Consider the following 15,589-nt stretch of genomic DNA (forward strand, 5'->3'; position numbering starts at 1 on the left):
GCGCACCTTCTCCTTGCTTGTTTTATGATATCATAAATATATAAGATAAGAAGCAGGGAGCAGCGCGCATGGGAACGCAGGAAATCAAGGCACGGGCCATTTCGGGTTTCGCAGGGATCGGCATCGTCATGCTGCTGGTCCTGGCAGGATTGTTCAGCGCACTGTCCGCCGGATTCGTCCCCGGCGACATGGCGAAAGCTTCGTGCGGGGTCGCCGCAGTCCTGTGCGGCATCGCGGCCATGGTCCTGCTGCGGGGTCTCCTCACCCTGCAACCCAACGAATCCGTGGTGCTGACCTTCCTCGGAAAATATTCGGGCACGTTGAGCCAGGACGGCTTCTGGCTCGTGAATCCCTTCGCCGCCCGCAAGCGGCTCACCCGCAGGCTGGTCACGCAGGAAATCGGCCCGCTGAAGGTCAATGACGCAGCCGGCAACCCGGTCGAGATCGGCATGGTCCTGACATGGCGCGTGGCAGAAGCCGCACGCGCGGTCTTCGACGTGGAGAATTATCAGGCCTATGTCACCGCCCAGGGCGAAACCGCCCTGCGCAGCCTGGCCAGCCGCCACCCCTATGACGAAGAGGAATATCGGCAGGCGCTGGCCACACAGCAGGCCGGGGAGACGATCCGCCAGGATGGCGGCGTGCTGTCCCTGCGCGACGGCGGAGACCGGCTGACGGCCACCCTGGCCGCCGACCTTCGGGAACGGATGGAACTGGCCGGCCTGGTGGTGAAGGAGGCCCGCCTTTCGCACCTGGCCTATGCACCCGAAATCGCGGCGACCATGCTGCGCAAACAGGCGGCCAGCGCCGTCATCGCCGCCCGGCGCACCATCACCTCCGGCGCCGTTTCCATCGTCGAACAGGCCCTGAACGAACTCGAAGACCGCCTGGGCGGCGTCCTGGACGCCGAGCGCAAGGCCGCGATGATTTCCAACCTGCTGGTCGTCCTGGTCGGCGATCGCGACGTGACGCCGGTGGTCAACACGGGCACGCTCTATTCGTGACCCACGAGAGAAGCAGGGGAAGGCCGCGCGGACCGGACAAGGCGGCCTTCGCCCTGCGTCTCGACCCGGCCCTGCTGGCGGCCATCAGACGCTGCGCGGACGCCGAACTGCGCAGCGCAAACGCACAGATCGAGATCCTCCTGCGCGAGGCCCTGACCAGGCGCGGCATCCGTGTGAATGAAGACCGGCAGGACGACGCGACCTGACCTGAAATTGCGTCTCGGGCCGCGTAACCGCCGAACATCAGGGGAAAAATTACGGCCGACCGGCAACCGGACCGAAAGCCGCGCGATTGGGTACCTCGCCACCTCGTTCCTCCTGCAAGGCGTCTTCCATGACCGACGTTCCATTGCCGCGCCACCCGCTCCGTCTTTCCGCCGCCCTGTGCCTGATCCTTCTCCCGCTGGCCGCATGCAGTTCAGCCAGCGGCGACGGCGACGACCACCCGCCCCGCGACCACAAGGTCATCGTCGTACCGCGCGGCACGGACGTGGTCTGCCCCGACGGCAACCACCCACCCTGCCCCTGAGAGCCTGACCAAAAATGCACGCTGGCGGCGATCCGACGCGCGTTTCCTGCGCTTCGGTGCTCATGGCCATCAAGGCCACCCCGCTCCGATGCTCGGAAACACACGCCGGGCGCGGCCCGTCCCGGGCCGCTCTCGCTCACCAGCCCGCATTTTCGGTCAGGCTCTGAGATCCCTCACGGCGCTGCCTTGCGACACAACATCGCCGCCGCACGCGCGCCGCGCGCCATGACCTGGCCGGCGAACACCACACCGTCGGCCGAGACCGGCAGCCCCGCCTGCCGCAGCGCCTGCACCACCCATCCGTTGCAGGTATGGAACAGCGTGTAACGGCTGCGCGCCGCATAGAACAGGCTTTCCGGCCCATGACCGGCCGCAACGAGCCGTGGCCGGCCATCACGGCCCGTCTCCAGGTCACCCCCGATAAAGTACGACAGACGACCCATCCCCTCACGGCTCACCGGCAGTACCACCACGGCACCCGGGTCATAGGCCAGGTCAGGCGTGGTGGTCATGGCAAAGACCTGCACCACCGCCGGACCGGGAAAAGGCCCGATCAGATACTCTTCCAGACTGCTCGCCGGGGCGGTGAAGAACGTCTTCTTGCCATAGCCGAACAGAATGGTCCGCGCGCCGGGGAAGATCTCCCGATAAACCGCCAGTTTCCCCGACAGCGCCGCCACCGGCACCCCGATTTCAGTATGCCACCCCCGATCGACCAGATAGACCGAATTCAGCTCCCCGGGCCGGCAGGCCGACGGCCCGCTCCCGCCGGCACAGCAGGCCAGCAGACCCCCCATGGCGGCCAGCAGCAGAAATCGCGACAGTCCCTCCAGCACATTCCCTGCGCGGCAGCACATGCAGAACCTCGTCACAACCGCCACGAACATCGGGCATGTCAGACGATAGGGAAGCTGCCAGCCATCTTCCAGTCGATCGACGCCCCGGTCGTCAGGGCAGCTCCACCGCGATCGCAATCGCCTCGCCACCGCCGATGCAGGCAGCCGCCACCCCGCGCCGCAATCCCCGCGCGCGCAATGCATGCAGCAGGGTCGTCACCAGCCGCGCCCCCGTCGCCCCGATCGGATGCCCCAGCGCGCAGGCACCCCCATTCACGTTCAATCTGTCCGACGGAATGTCCAGATCGCGTTGCGCCACCATGGCCGTGACCGCGAAAGCCTCGTTGATCTCGAACAGATCGACATCGCCCACGCGCCACCCCGCCCGATCCAGCAGCTTGCGGATGGCGGGCACCGGCGCCTGCGTGAAATCGCGCGGCGCCTGCGAATGAACCGCCAGCGCCCGGATGGCGGCAAATACCGGCAATCCCTGCCGTTCGGCCCAGGACCGGCGCGCCAGGACCACCGCCGCCGCACCATCGGCAATGCCCGACGAACTGGCCGCCGTGATCGTGCCATCCCTGCCAAAGGCCGGACGCAGCGTCGGGATCTTGTCCGGCTGCGCCTTGAGGGGATTCTCGTCCTGCGTGACCTCCACCGCTCCCTTGCGGGTCCTGACGGAAACGGGCGAAATCTCGGCCGCGAAGGCCCCGCCTTCCACCGCGACACGGGCACGCGCCAGCGTCATCGCGGCATACTCATCCTGCTCCAACCGGCTGAAATCATAATCGCGCGCGGTCTGTTCCGCGAAATGCCCCATCAATTGCCCGGGTTCGTACGCATCCTCCAGCCCGTCGTGGAACATATGGTCGATCATCTGGCCGTGCCCCAGACGATAGCCCTGCCGCGCCCTGGTCAGCAGGTAGGGCGCGTTCGACATCGACTCCAGGCCGCCGGCCACGACCGCCTGGGCCGATCCCGCCTTCAGCGCATCGTGCCCCATCGCGATCGCCATCATCCCCGATCCGCACAGCTTGTTGACGGTCGCCGTCGCGGCGCCAAACGGCAGGCCCGCGCCATGCGCGGCCTGCCGCGCGGGGTTCTGCCCCAGCCCGGCACTCAACACGCACCCCATCAGCACCGTATCGACGGAATCAGGCGCCAGACCGCTCCGCTCCAGCGCCCCCCGGATCGCCACGGCCCCCAGTTCGGTCGCCGGCACATCCGACAGCACGCCCTGGAACCAGCCGACCGGCGTACGGGCCGCCGAAACAATGACGACAGGATCATCCATGTTCATGATGTCGCACCCTTCATTCGCACGACGGCCCAAATATGCCTAACATTTGTTAGTTAACTTTCTATGGCGCGCGCCCACCCCTGTCGAGGCCGAAAACAGCCCCGCCTCATCACACATGATTGAGCGCCGCCCCGCCGCCCGCACGCATTTCCGGGACAGACCGCGCATCAGGCCATGGAACATGAACCGGCCATGCATTAAGAATTATCTGGAATCAGGTAGCAGGAGCACAGGACGGCGTGAGCGCGAGGCAAAGACAGAAGACCACCGGTCCCGGCAGGACGCATGATGAGCCCCCGGCCCGCCCGGTCAGGCGTGGCCGCGCACAGGCAGTCTCAGCGGCCGAAGCCGCCCCCAACCTGGAACGCCGCCAGGAAATTCTGGAAATCGCGGCCAAGCTGTTCGCCGAATATGGCTACAAGGCGACCTCGATCCGCGAGATCGCCGAGCGGGCGGGCATGATGGGCGGGTCCCTGTACTACCATATCCGCTCGAAAGAGGCGCTGTTCATCGAAATCCACGACCGGGCGCTGGACGCGGCGGCGCGGCGCATACGCGCCGCCATGGCACCGCATACCGCACCATGGGCACGGCTCGAGGCCGCGTGTACCGAGATGCTGGAAATCCAGCTCAATCCCGAATCCCTCACGCTGCCGATCATGAACAATTTCCGCTCGGTGCCCGAGGAGGTGAAAGCCATCCTCGTCAGGAAGCGCGACGAGTTCGAGACCATCTTCCGCACGATCGTCGACGCCCTCCCCCTGCCGCCCGGGCTGGACCGCCAGATCTATCGCATCCTGCTGCTGCGCCTGCTCAACACGGCGGATACCTGGTATCACGAGGGCCGCCTCTCCCCCGCCGAGATCGCAGCCCAGATCCTCACGATCTTCCGCCACGAAGCCTCCGCCACCCGTGCGAAGAGCGAAAAGAAAAGCGGAACGAAGGCCGCCCCAAAGACACAAGCGCCCCGCAAGCGCCGCGTGGCGGCATAAGCCGAGCCCTCTGGTCAGCCGCCCCCCAGCCGGCACGACAGGTCGGCGGCGGCCTCGACCAGGGCGTCCCCCAGCGTGGCGATCATATCCGGCGTCGCCTCGCTGCGCGTCAGCGACAGCGCCAGAGCGGCCACGGCCTGGCCGGTATGGTCGCCCACCGTCGCCCCCAGGCAGAACAACCCCTCGCGGATCTGCCCGTCATCAATCGAAAAACCCCGCTGCCGCGTCTCCACAAGCTCCCGCCGAAGATCGGACAGTGAGGCGACGCTGTAGCGCGTCAGCGGCGCCGGAAATCCCTGCCCGAACAGCGCCTCCAGCGCCCCATCGGGCCGGGCGGCCAGCAGCGCCTTGCCCGTGGCGGTAAAGGGGGCGGGCAGTCGCATGCCGATACGAAAGGCCACATCCAGCGGCCGATTGGCATCCGAACAGGCGATATAAACGACCTCGCCCCCGTCCAGCACCGTCATCGTCACGGTAAACCGTTCGAAGCGCCGCGCCTCGGCGATGGACTGCCGGAAGACCGAAACCAGATCGGTCCGGGCCAGGAAATCCCCCGCCCAGCGCAACGGATGCGGCCCCGTCCGCAGCGTGCCGTCGGCCGCACGCACCAGCAGCCCCAGTTCCTCCATCGCCTGCACCAGCCCATGTGCCGTGCTCTTGGGCAATCCCAGCGCGCGCGCCAGTCCGGAGAGCGTCGGCGCGTCACAGGAGGCCGAAATATGATCGAGAATCGCCACCGCCCGCCGCAGCGCCGGCACATGCGCCCCGCCAGACCTGATCTCATCGTGAGCCCGCATTCCCCTCTCCCGCCTTGACCGAAGGAGATCAATGCCCCCACAGTTCATTATGATGACCACGCGTTCAATATACTGAACGATATGGAGGTAGCAATGGTGACGCTGAAAGACCCGACCCTGTTGCGATCGGACTGCCTGATCGACGGAAAATGGGTGACCGCGCCCGAGCGGACATCCCCCGTGACCGACCCCGCGACCGGGCGCGTCGTCGGCCTGGTGCCCGACCTGGGCGCGGCCGAAGCCGAAGCCGCCATCGCCGCGGCCGCCCGCGCGCTGCCCGCCTGGTCGGCCCGCACCGCCAGGGATCGCGGCGCCATCCTGCGCCGCTGGTTCGACCTGGTGGTCGCCAACGCCGACGACCTGGCGGCGCTGATGACGGCCGAACAGGGCAAGCCCCTGGCCGAGGCGAAGGGCGAGGCCCTCTATGCCGCCTCGTTCCTCGAATGGTTCGCCGAGGAAGCCAAGCGCATCTACGGCGAGACGATCCCCGCCCCCACCACCGACAAGCGGCTGCTGGTCATCAGGCAGCCGGTCGGCGTGTGCGCCGCGATCACGCCATGGAACTTCCCTGCCGCCATGATCACCCGCAAGGCCGCCCCCGCGCTGGCCGCCGGCTGCACCATGATCGTCAAACCCGCCGAACAGACGCCGCTGACCGCACTGGCCCTGGCCGTGCTGGCCGAGCGGGCGGGCGTGCCCGCCGGCGTGTTCCAGGTCATCACCGGCGACGCCCGCGCCATCGGCGGCGTGCTGACGGGGTCGGACGTGGTGCGCAAACTGTCCTTCACCGGCTCGACCGAGGTCGGACGCATCCTGATGAGCCAGTGCGCGCCCACCATCAAGAAACTCAGCCTGGAACTGGGCGGCAACGCACCGTTCATCGTTTTCGACGACGCGGATCTGGACGCGGCGATCGAAGGCGCCCTGGCCTCGAAATACCGCAATGCGGGCCAGACCTGCGTCTGCGCCAACCGGCTCTATATCCAGTCCGGCATCTATGACGCCTTCGCGGCCCGCCTGGCCGAGGCGGTGCGGGCCATGAAACTGGGCCAGGGCACCGAACCCGGCGTGACCATCGGCCCGCTGATCGATTCCGCGGCGGTCGAAAAGGTCGAATCCCACGTCGCCGACGCGCTGGCCCACGGCGCCACCCTGCTCATCGGCGGCAGGCAGCCCCCGGCCGGCGGCAATTTCTACGAACCGACGATCCTGACCGGCGTAACCCGGAAGATGAAGGTGGCACGCGAGGAAACATTCGGCCCCGTCGCCCCCCTGTTCCGCTTCGAGACGGAGGAAGAGGTCATCGCCATGGCCAACGATACCGAGTTCGGCCTGGCAGCCTATTTCTACACCGAGAACGTCCGCCGGGTCTGGCGCGTCGCCGAGGCCCTGGAATACGGCATGGTCGGCCACAATACCGGCCTGATCTCCAACGAGGTCGCCCCCTTCGGCGGCATCAAGCAATCGGGCCTGGGCCGCGAGGGTTCACGCCACGGCATCGAGGAATATCTGGAAATCAAATATCTCTGCTCGTCCATCGGCTGACCGAACCGGCACGCGCCCGAATATCGCAGCGCAATCGGGCCGGCGTCAGGCCGGCCCGCTCTCCGGAATCGACAGCGCACCGGATTCGTCCGCGTCCAGCACGTTGACGCACAGCCGCCGTGCATAAGCCGCCGAGCCGACCGTATCGGACACCCGTCCCAGCAGCTTCATCTCGTCCACATATTGCGACACCTGTACCCGCAGGTCGGCGCCCACAGGGCTGATGCCCAGGCTCTCATGCCGCAGCATGGCCAGGATCTGACCGGTATCCATGCCCCCTGCCGCTTCGGCCATCAGGCCCGCCGCCTGGTCCGGATGCGCGCGAATCCAGTCCGACGCGGCACGCAGCGCCATCACCAGCGTTGCCGCCGCCACCGGGTCGGACCGCAACAGGGCGTCGGACAGGCCCAGAGCCAGGTTGGTCCGCTCCCTGTAATGGCCGGTCGTGCTGTTCTCCAACTCGAAGAAGAGCGGGTCCGGCAAGTGCAGCCACTGCCACGCCTGCGGATCATGGGCCGCCACGGCATCGATCTCGCCCGCCCGCGCGGCCTGCTCCACCTGTGTCGGCGCCAGCGTCACCCAATGCACCGCGCTTTCCGGGTCAATGCCCTTGCGCCGCATCATGACCGAGAAGAACAGCCGGTCGGCCATGTCCTGGTCCGTCACCGCGATTCTCATCCCGGCGACATTATCCAGCCGCGAGCCCTTGACCCCGCGCCGCACCAGCAGGCGGAAACTCCCCGATTGCAGGCCGCTGACCAGATGGGCCGGAATCGGCCCAAGACGAAAACGGTCCAGCCAGGTCAGAATCGGCGCCGCCGCTCCGACGGCCCGCCCCTCCGCCACATCGGCAATGGTCGTGCGGCCGGTGCGCGACCCATCCACCAATGTCACGTCCAGATTGTAGGTGCCGAAAAACCGGGCCCGCGCGACGGTGAACAACAGACGATTCGACGACGGCCAGGACAGGACCAGCCGCCGAGCCCGGCCATCGGGCACAATCTTGTGCCGCACCACCGGATGGGGCCTCCGATTGCGCGTCACAACGGCCCCCACGACCGCCGCCCCACCTGCCACTCCACCGGCGGCAACCAGCAGGCGCCGCCGCGTCAGGTCACGCATGGATGACCGGCCTTCTGATCCATCCGTGTCTTAGGCCCCCTTCAGCCCTTATCCGGCGCGATTCAGCCCGTCGCGCATGAGACGTCTTCGCATGGTTGGAGCCTCCTCTCCTAGCCGTCAAAAAAAAACGTATCGAGGGGGTTTACCTCCGTCCCGAACCTCCGCTATACGGTGCCCCGGCGCTGATCCCGAATAGCTCAGTTGGTAGAGCAAGCGACTGTTAATCGCTGGGTCGTAGGTTCGAGTCCTACTTCGGGAGCCAAATCTTCCTTACTTCTTCAAAGACTAAAGAAAGACCGCCCTGCGCCCGGTCCGGGCAATGCAGGCGCACATGGCGCACACAGAGCGGTTAAAGCCGCGCGCAATACCCGGCACCACACGCCCCAGCGGGTCGAAGCCCCTGCCTTCTCCGCCCCCGCTTCCCCGATCCGACACATGGCCGAGGCCCGGCAGCACACAGACCGCCCCGGCCTGCACGGGCGTTTCTCGTCCGAACACGGATGCCCGGGGAAATAAAAACAAATTCCATCAAACGCTTATGCGGTTTTTATCTCAACGGGTCACGAAAAACGCGCTATCGCGTTGTTTTGACAGGCGCCTCACCCAAGCAAAGAACTCCATCCGGCCGAAATCCATCCTGGAACCAATACAATCACCCTATTCCAACGCAGGGCCAGAAAATTATTGAACTCCACGATCTTTATAAATGAATACTATAAAAAACACAAAACAAGACATAGCGGCGGATATATTCATTATTGAGTCGCATAATATCATTGAACGATCCATCTTTACTGAAAGACAGACTTCGCTTGTGTGGAAGAAACGAAGATGTCAGAGTATCCGCAACTGGTTTTACCTCATGACTTTGCTTCACCTTTCTCCCGGAGTATCCCTTTGATGGTCGCATCGTCGCATGCGCGCCCCCGCGCATATCTATCCACAAAGATCATAATGATATGCGGGCTGTCCTTCATCATCATCCAGCTTGTCGCCGTGGCCCTGTCCAGCAGGCAGATGAAGGCCCAGGTCGAAAAGAACATCTATTCCGAGGCGATTTCGAACAGCCAGATCCTGGCACAGAAGATCACCCTGGCCCTGACCGCGCAGAACACCGTCGTCCGCGGCATTCAAAGCACGATTGAAACCGCCCACCGGTCCGGCGTGCTGACCAAGCAGTTCATCGTCGACCTCCTGTATGAAGACATGCAGCGTTTTCCCGACATTTACGGCATGGACTTCAAGGAAGTTCCGCGCGGATTTGACGGCACCCAGGTTCCCGGCGGCCCGGGCACCAACAGTCACGGCATCTTCTTTCCGTATGTCCTGCGCGGCGCCGACGGCAAGGTCACGATCAACACACCACCCGAACATTACAGCGACGTTTACAAGAACATCATCAAGACCGGCGACCTCGATGGGCTGGAACCCTATATCGACGCGGATACGAAGGTTCCGATGGTGTCCCCCACCTATCCCATCACCTTCGACGGCAAGAGAATCGCCGTCATCGGGGCCGATGTCCCGCTCGGCTGGCTGGCGCCGCTGCTGAAGAACGTCAGGATCGCCGAAGGGTCGACCATCTCCCTGCTGTCCAGCCAGGGGTTCTGGATCGTCAATCCCGATCCCGCCCTGGTGATGAAGCACTATAACGACGCACTCGACACGCTCGTCGAAAAATCCATTGCGGAACACAAGCTTTCCATCATTCGCAATTTCAATAACGGCACGGTGGACCGCATCGTCGTTCCGCTCAAGATCGACAATTTCAATGTGTACTGGACCCTGATCGTCGATGTGCCGTCCGAGGCCATCACCAAGCCGGTCTGGGACAACATCTTCTCCCTCGTCATTCCCGGCGTGACGCTGATCATCCTGTCGGTCGCGCTGATGTGGTTCATCTTCAACAAGCTGCTGAGCACACCGCTGCGCAACCTGCTGCAGTCCGTCTCGGCGCTGGAACATGGCGATTACGACGTCACCGTCTACGGCGTGCAGCGATCCGACGAACTCGGCGCCACGGCCCGCGGGCTGGAGAATTTCCGCGGCTCCCTTCTCCGGGCCCGACAGGCCGACGCCGAAGCCGAGCAGGAGCGCCGCCAGAACGAGGCGCAGCAGGCCAGGCGCCGCCAGGAGGACGAGCAGCGGCTCAAGGACGTCAACAGGGTCATCGACACGATCGGCACGGCCCTCAACGCCCTGTCGACCGGCGACCTCTCGTCGCAGATCCAGCAGCCCCTGCCGCAGGAATTCGAACCGCTGCGGACCAATTTCAACCGTTCCATCCAGCAGCTCGCCACAGCCATCACAGGCATTTCCAACGCGGTCGATACGATCAGGAAAGGCAGCCAGACCGTCTCCACCGGCGCCGAGGAACTCGCCGACCGAACGGAACAGCAGGCCGCCGCCCTCGAGGAAACGACAGCCGCGATCAATCAGTTCACCCGAAACGTCTCGCATGCCGAGGATGTCATCAACAACACGCAGGCCATCGGCGTGCAGGCCTGCGATTCAGCCGAATCGTCTTCCGAAATCATGAGCCGCACCCGCCAGGCCATGCAGCGCATCGAAACCAGCTCGGCGCAGGTCGTCGCCATCGTCGAAGTCATCGACGGTGTCGCGTTCCAGACCAACGTGCTGGCCCTGAATGCCAGCATCGAGGCCGCACGCGCCGGCGACGCCGGAAAAGGCTTCGCCGTCGTGGCCAACGAAGTCCGCGTCCTTGCCCAGCGCTGCACCGACGCCGCCCGCGATATCGGCGACCTCGTGCGCAAGACGGTCGAGGAAATCCACACCGGCGCCACCTGCGTGCGCGATACCGAAAAGGCTTTGCAGACCATTTCCGGGCTGGTCTCGACAATGGGGGAAAAGCTGAACGCGATCGTTCACAGCGCGCGCGACCAGGCCACCAGCCTCAAGGAAGTCAGCGCCGCGGTGACCGTCATGGACCAGAGCACCCAGAAGAACGCATCCATCGCCGACACGTCCCGCTCTTCGGCCCGCAGCCTGGCCGGAGAAACGCAGAAGCTCACGCAACTCGTCACGCATTTCAGGCTTCCCGGCTCCCGGAACGCCGCCAGCCGGGAACTGGCACGGCACGGCAGCTAGCCGCGCCTTCCGGCACACGCCCCCGATCAGACCATCCGTCTGATCGGGGATGCGCCTCCCTCAGGCCCCCCGCTGCTCGGTCAGCATCCGCGCTGCCAGACCGCCGAGCACCGTTGCCATCACCCAGCGCTGGGCCATGGCAAAACGGGGGTTGGATTCAAGGAATTTCGCCATATTGCCGGCGGAAAGCGCAATGACGGCATTCACCAGCACGCTGATGACGATCTGCATGGTTCCCAGGATCAGGATCTGCGCCAGCATCGACGTGCCCGGCACGGCAAACTGGGGCAGAAGCGACAGATACATCACGGCGATCTTGGGATTCAGCAGATTGGTCATGAAACCCATGAGAAACAGCCGGCGATTGCCATCCGCCGCCAGCTTGCGCACCTGGAACGGCGACCGCCCGCCGGGCCGGATCGCCTGCCATGCGAGATAAAGCAGGTACACCGCCCCACCCAGCCGCAGCGCGTCATAGGCATAGGGCACCGCCATCACCAGCGCGGTAATCCCGAACGCGGCGCACAGCATGTAAAAGACAAATCCAAGCGCCACACCGCCAAGCGAGACCAGCCCCGCACGCGGCCCCTGACAGATGGAACGGGAAATCAGGTAGATCATGTTCGGGCCGGGCGTCAGCGCCATGCCCAGCGCGACCAACGCAAACGCGGCAAGATGGGTAACGGGCAAGATCATTGTCTGTCTCCTGTGGCCCGACCGGGCACACGCGCCGACGACGATCCGACGCGCTTCCCCGCGCGCCACCGCTCGCCAGTCACATTTCCGGCCAGGCTTTCATGTCATACCACGTTCCGAACGATCCGCAGTCCCGTCCTGCCCCTCTTCCGGCCGCGCGACCAGCGAGCCCAGAAGCGCCGCCACGACTCCGTTCAGCACCGCCCGTTCCGGGCGGATACGCGCCAGCACCCGCACCCCCATCAGCACCGCCAGGCAGTGCAGGGCCAGATCCTCGGCCGCCATCGCACGCGTGACGCTGCCATCGCCCTGCCCCCGCCGGACGCAGTCGAGGAAAAATGCCTCGATCCGGCCGAACGTCCCGACGATCAGCGGCCGGAACTCCGCGTCCTGCGCCGCGAATTCCAGCGCGGCATTCACCAGCATGCAGCCCTTGCTGGCCGGATCATCCAGCGAACGCGCCACCACATCGTCCAGATAGCCCCGCACACCATCCAGCGGCGGCACGGCCTCATACCGCGCGAGGCGCGGGCCGATCCCCCCCGCGATATACCGTTCGAGCGCCAGCCGGAACAGCGACCTCTTGTCGCCGAAGGCGTTGTACAGGCTCGCGGCCGTCAACCCGGTCTGCCCGACCAGATCCCTGATGGACGTCGCATCGAACCCGTGTCGCCAGAAACACGCAACCGCCGCATCCAGCACAGCATCTTCGTCAAATTCTCGCGGCCGGGCCATTCCCTCATCCATGCAGGCGTTACGATCCCATCTTGCCACATGAGATACGACGCGTCATTCTAGAACGATCATACTAAAACGCACCGCGCCATGCGCCGGAACGAACGGAGGCACCATGATCCGCTTCTACTTCCACCCCACCCCCAATCCCGCGAAGGTGGCCCTCTTCCTCGAGGAAAGCGGCCTGGACTACACGGTCATTCCCGTCGACACCCGCAAGGGCGAGCAGCATGACCCGGCATTCCGCGCCATCAACCCCAACGGCAAGGTCCCGGCGATCATCGACCCGGACGGGCCAGGCGGCGCGCCGGCGCGCGTTTTCGATTCCACCGCCATCCTGCTCTACCTTGCCGAAAAGACCGGCCGCTTTCTCGGCACCCCGGCCGACCGGCCGGAATTGCTGTCCTGGCTGATGTTCATCGCCACAGGTCTCGGTCCCTATTCGGGCCAGGCGGTCCATTTCCAGTATTTCGCGCCCGAAGATCAGGCCTATGCCATCAACCGCTACCGGCGCGAGGCCGAGCGGCATTACCAGGTGCTGAACGATCACCTGGCTGGCCGGGAGTATATCGCCGGCGACAGCTACACGATCGCCGACATGTCGGCCTGGGGCTGGATCGATCGCGCGGCCCGGGTGATGAAGGGCGCGGAAGATCCGCTGGCCCCCTGGCCGCATCTGAAACGCTTCTTCCACACCATCGACAGCCGCCCCGCCGTGGCGCGCGCGCGCGCCGTCGGGCAGGATCATGCCTTCAAGACCACCACCGACGAACAAGCCCTCCGCGCGTTGTTCCCCTCGAATTATCCGCCCGCATCCTGATATCGGAGATCCACGATGGCCGAACCCACCGACTACACCCCACCCAAGGTCTGGACCTGGAACAAATCGGGCGGCGGCCAGTTCGCCAGCATCAACCGTCCGATCGCAGGCCCGACGCATGACAGGCCCCTCCCCGTCGGCCGCCACCCGCTCCAGCTCTATTCGCTCGGCACGCCCAACGGCGTGAAGGTGACGATCTTGCTGGAAGAGCTGCTGGCGGCCGGTCACACCGGGGCCGAATATGATGCATGGCTGATCAATATCGGCGCGGGCGACCAGTTCGGCAGCGGCTTCGTCGCCGTCAACCCGAACTCCAAGATCCCCGCCCTGGTCGACCATGGCGGGCCCGACCCCATCCGGGTGTTCGAAACCGGCTCGATCCTGCTCTACCTGGCCGAGAAATTCGGCGCCTTCCTGCCAAAGGACCTCGCCGGACGCACGGAATGCCTCAACTGGCTGTTCTGGCAGGTCGGCAGCGCCCCTTATCTGGGCGGCGGGTTCGGGCATTTCTATGCCTACGCACCGCACAAGATCGAATATGCGATCGACCGTTTCGCCATGGAGGTCAAGCGCCAGCTCGACGTGCTGGACCGCCGGCTGGCGGAAAGCCCCTATATCGCGGGCGACACCTACACCATCGCCGACATGGCGATCTTCCCCTGGTATGGCGGACTGGCCAAAGGCTGGCTCTATGGCGGCGCCGAGTTCCTGAGCGTGCAGGACTACAAGCATCTCCAGGCCTGGGCCGACCGCCTGCTGGAACGCCCGGCCGTCCAGCGCGGCCGCATGGTCAACCGCACGAGCGGCGAACCCTCAAGCCAGTTGCGCGAACGCCACGAGGCAAGTGATTTCGAGACGAAGACACAGGACAAGCTCGGTACCGCCGGGTAGGCGGCGTTGAACAGATTCGTTCTGGTTACTATTCTTTTTTTGAAAAAAGAATCAAAAAACAGGCCTCTCCTCCGCCATCAATCAAACCGCCTCCAGCGTCCGCGCCTCCACGGCATTCTCCGCCCGAATCCGCTGCGCGTCCCGCGCCGGCGGATTCCCGAACATGCGCCGATATTCGCGGCTGAACTGCGACGGGCTGTCATACCCGACCGCGAAACCCACCTCCGCCGCATCGACCGCATTGCTCATCAATTGCCGCCGCGCCTCCTGCAAGCGCAGACGCGTGCGATATTGCAGCGGACTCATCATGGTCGCGGCCCGGAAATGCCGATGGAAGGATGACGGGCTCATCCCCGCCAGCCGGGCGACATCCGCGATGTCGAAGGCCTGGGCATAATGGTCCCTGATCCAGGCGATCGCCCGGTTCAGATGCGACAGGTTGCTGCCGGCAGTGGCGATCTGGCGCAGGACCCCACCCTGTGGCCCCTGCAACAGGCGATAGAGCAATTCCCTGACCGCCAGATGGCGCAGAAAGATGATATCCTCGGGTGTATCGAGCAGCCCCACCAGCCGCATCACCGGATCGAGGATATTTCGCGTCAGCGCGCTGACCGTCAGGCAACGCGGGCACTGGTGGGAAAGATCCTCCGGCCGATCGCGCAGTTCGAGCAGCACATCCGCGATATCGGCCGGGTCCAGCGTCAGACACAGAGCCAGATAGGGCTCCTCAGGGCTGGCATGGGTAATATGGCCGCTCACCGGCAGATCCACCGCCGTCACCAGATATTTGCTGGCATCGTAATCGAAGACCTGGTCACACAGCATGACCTGCTTGCTGCCCTGCACGATCACGCAGAAACGCGGTTCGTACACCACATTCATCGGCGTGGTCGGCGCCTCGGCCCGAAACAGCAGCAGGCCCGGCAAGGCTGTTCGCGTGGTGGGCGCGACGCAGTGTCGTTCGATCGTATCGCGCAGGCGGTCGAGCAGATCGCGCATCCAACCCTCCGAAACCACATATCCCATCCCGTCCGGCCAGGATCATCCGGACGGGTAACGATGCTCCAGGTCCATGCGATCGTAGCGCATGTCCGATCCGATCACACCGTCCTTGCGGGCAGTTCAGGAGGATCGTGCAATCATTTGATCGGATCATGCCATCGCCCCCTCACGAGAAGAGAAAATTCGGAAAAAGTTCCATATTATACATAATG

At 64.8% G+C, this 15,589-nt stretch carries 15 protein-coding genes and 1 tRNA gene; 9 read left to right on the forward strand and 7 right to left on the reverse strand.

Translation table 11 applies throughout. The features are described from left to right. Window positions 1-68 precede the first annotated feature (68 nt). The 3 genes from HLH29_RS01045 (at window position 69) to HLH29_RS01055 (ending at window position 1,533) form a co-directional block, all read left to right on the forward strand. Window positions 69-1,004, forward strand: a complete 936-nt coding sequence (locus HLH29_RS01045; protein ID WP_182964145.1) for an SPFH domain-containing protein — start codon at window positions 69-71, stop codon at window positions 1,002-1,004. Then, the gene (locus HLH29_RS01050) at window positions 1,001-1,210 is read left to right on the forward strand and encodes a toxin-antitoxin system HicB family antitoxin (protein WP_182964146.1); all 210 of its coding nucleotides are present in this window, start codon (window positions 1,001-1,003) and stop codon (window positions 1,208-1,210) included. Before HLH29_RS01045 ends, HLH29_RS01050 begins: the two co-directional genes overlap by 4 nt. Window positions 1,211-1,338: 128 nt before the next feature. Then, the gene (locus tag HLH29_RS01055; RefSeq protein ID WP_182964236.1) at window positions 1,339-1,533 is read left to right on the forward strand and encodes a hypothetical protein; all 195 of its coding nucleotides are present in this window, start codon (window positions 1,339-1,341) and stop codon (window positions 1,531-1,533) included. Between the two features lie 173 nt (window positions 1,534-1,706). On the opposite strand, the gene HLH29_RS01060 is transcribed toward HLH29_RS01055, so the two are convergent. Then, on the reverse strand, window positions 1,707-2,390 hold the full coding sequence (locus tag HLH29_RS01060) for a DUF2459 domain-containing protein (protein WP_246373546.1): 684 nt from the start codon (window positions 2,388-2,390) through the stop codon (window positions 1,707-1,709). A gap of 91 nt (window positions 2,391-2,481) precedes the next feature. Beyond that, window positions 2,482-3,669, reverse strand: coding sequence for a thiolase family protein (locus HLH29_RS01065; protein ID WP_182964147.1), 1,188 nt, complete (start codon window positions 3,667-3,669; stop codon window positions 2,482-2,484). A gap of 239 nt (window positions 3,670-3,908) precedes the next feature. Between HLH29_RS01065 and HLH29_RS01070 the strand changes: the two genes are divergently transcribed. Further along, the gene (locus tag HLH29_RS01070) at window positions 3,909-4,661 is read left to right on the forward strand and encodes a TetR/AcrR family transcriptional regulator (protein WP_338030147.1); all 753 of its coding nucleotides are present in this window, start codon (window positions 3,909-3,911) and stop codon (window positions 4,659-4,661) included. A 14-nt stretch (window positions 4,662-4,675) separates the two neighbouring features. Here the strand turns inward: HLH29_RS01070 and HLH29_RS01075 are convergent, their stop codons facing one another. Beyond that, complete coding sequence (locus tag HLH29_RS01075; protein WP_182964148.1) at window positions 4,676-5,458, reverse strand: IclR family transcriptional regulator; 783 nt, start codon at window positions 5,456-5,458, stop codon at window positions 4,676-4,678. Window positions 5,459-5,551: 93 nt separating this feature from the next. Between HLH29_RS01075 and HLH29_RS01080 the strand changes: the two genes are divergently transcribed. Next, window positions 5,552-7,003 (forward strand): NAD-dependent succinate-semialdehyde dehydrogenase, encoded by a 1,452-nt coding sequence (locus HLH29_RS01080; protein ID WP_182964149.1) that lies wholly within the window; start codon window positions 5,552-5,554, stop codon window positions 7,001-7,003. Window positions 7,004-7,048: 45 nt separating this feature from the next. Here the strand turns inward: HLH29_RS01080 and HLH29_RS01085 are convergent, their stop codons facing one another. Continuing rightward, window positions 7,049-8,125 (reverse strand): ABC transporter substrate-binding protein, encoded by a 1,077-nt coding sequence (locus HLH29_RS01085; protein WP_182964150.1) that lies wholly within the window; start codon window positions 8,123-8,125, stop codon window positions 7,049-7,051. 186 nt (window positions 8,126-8,311) lie between these two features. Between HLH29_RS01085 and HLH29_RS01090 the strand changes: the two genes are divergently transcribed. Both HLH29_RS01090 and HLH29_RS01095 read left to right on the forward strand, forming a co-directional pair. Beyond that, window positions 8,312-8,387 (forward strand) — tRNA-Asn (locus tag HLH29_RS01090). 692 nt (window positions 8,388-9,079) lie between these two features. Then, window positions 9,080-11,233: a methyl-accepting chemotaxis protein gene (locus HLH29_RS01095; RefSeq protein WP_246373548.1), complete on the forward strand. Its 2,154-nt coding sequence runs from the start codon at window positions 9,080-9,082 to the stop codon at window positions 11,231-11,233. 60 nt (window positions 11,234-11,293) lie between these two features. On the opposite strand, the gene HLH29_RS01100 is transcribed toward HLH29_RS01095, so the two are convergent. Together HLH29_RS01100 and HLH29_RS01105 are read right to left on the reverse strand one after the other, a co-directional pair. Continuing rightward, window positions 11,294-11,929: a LysE family translocator gene (locus HLH29_RS01100; RefSeq protein WP_182964152.1), complete on the reverse strand. Its 636-nt coding sequence runs from the start codon at window positions 11,927-11,929 to the stop codon at window positions 11,294-11,296. Between the two features lie 99 nt (window positions 11,930-12,028). Then, the gene (locus HLH29_RS01105; RefSeq protein WP_182964153.1) at window positions 12,029-12,664 is read right to left on the reverse strand and encodes a TetR/AcrR family transcriptional regulator; all 636 of its coding nucleotides are present in this window, start codon (window positions 12,662-12,664) and stop codon (window positions 12,029-12,031) included. 115 nt (window positions 12,665-12,779) lie between these two features. Between HLH29_RS01105 and HLH29_RS01110 the strand changes: the two genes are divergently transcribed. Beyond that, entirely contained in the window at window positions 12,780-13,484 is a 705-nt protein-coding gene (locus HLH29_RS01110; protein WP_182964154.1) for a glutathione S-transferase family protein, read from the forward strand. A 15-nt stretch (window positions 13,485-13,499) separates the two neighbouring features. Beyond that, window positions 13,500-14,375 (forward strand): glutathione-dependent disulfide-bond oxidoreductase, encoded by an 876-nt coding sequence (gene yghU, locus HLH29_RS01115; protein WP_182964155.1) that lies wholly within the window; start codon window positions 13,500-13,502, stop codon window positions 14,373-14,375. 81 nt (window positions 14,376-14,456) lie between these two features. Here yghU and HLH29_RS01120 read toward each other — a convergent pair whose 3' ends face one another. Then, window positions 14,457-15,374 (reverse strand): AraC family transcriptional regulator, encoded by a 918-nt coding sequence (locus HLH29_RS01120; protein WP_182964156.1) that lies wholly within the window; start codon window positions 15,372-15,374, stop codon window positions 14,457-14,459. Window positions 15,375-15,589: the final 215 nt, after the last annotated feature.

It is taken from the genome of Gluconacetobacter tumulicola, from assembly GCF_014174215.1.
GTDB lineage: Bacteria > Pseudomonadota > Alphaproteobacteria > Acetobacterales > Acetobacteraceae > Gluconacetobacter > Gluconacetobacter tumulicola.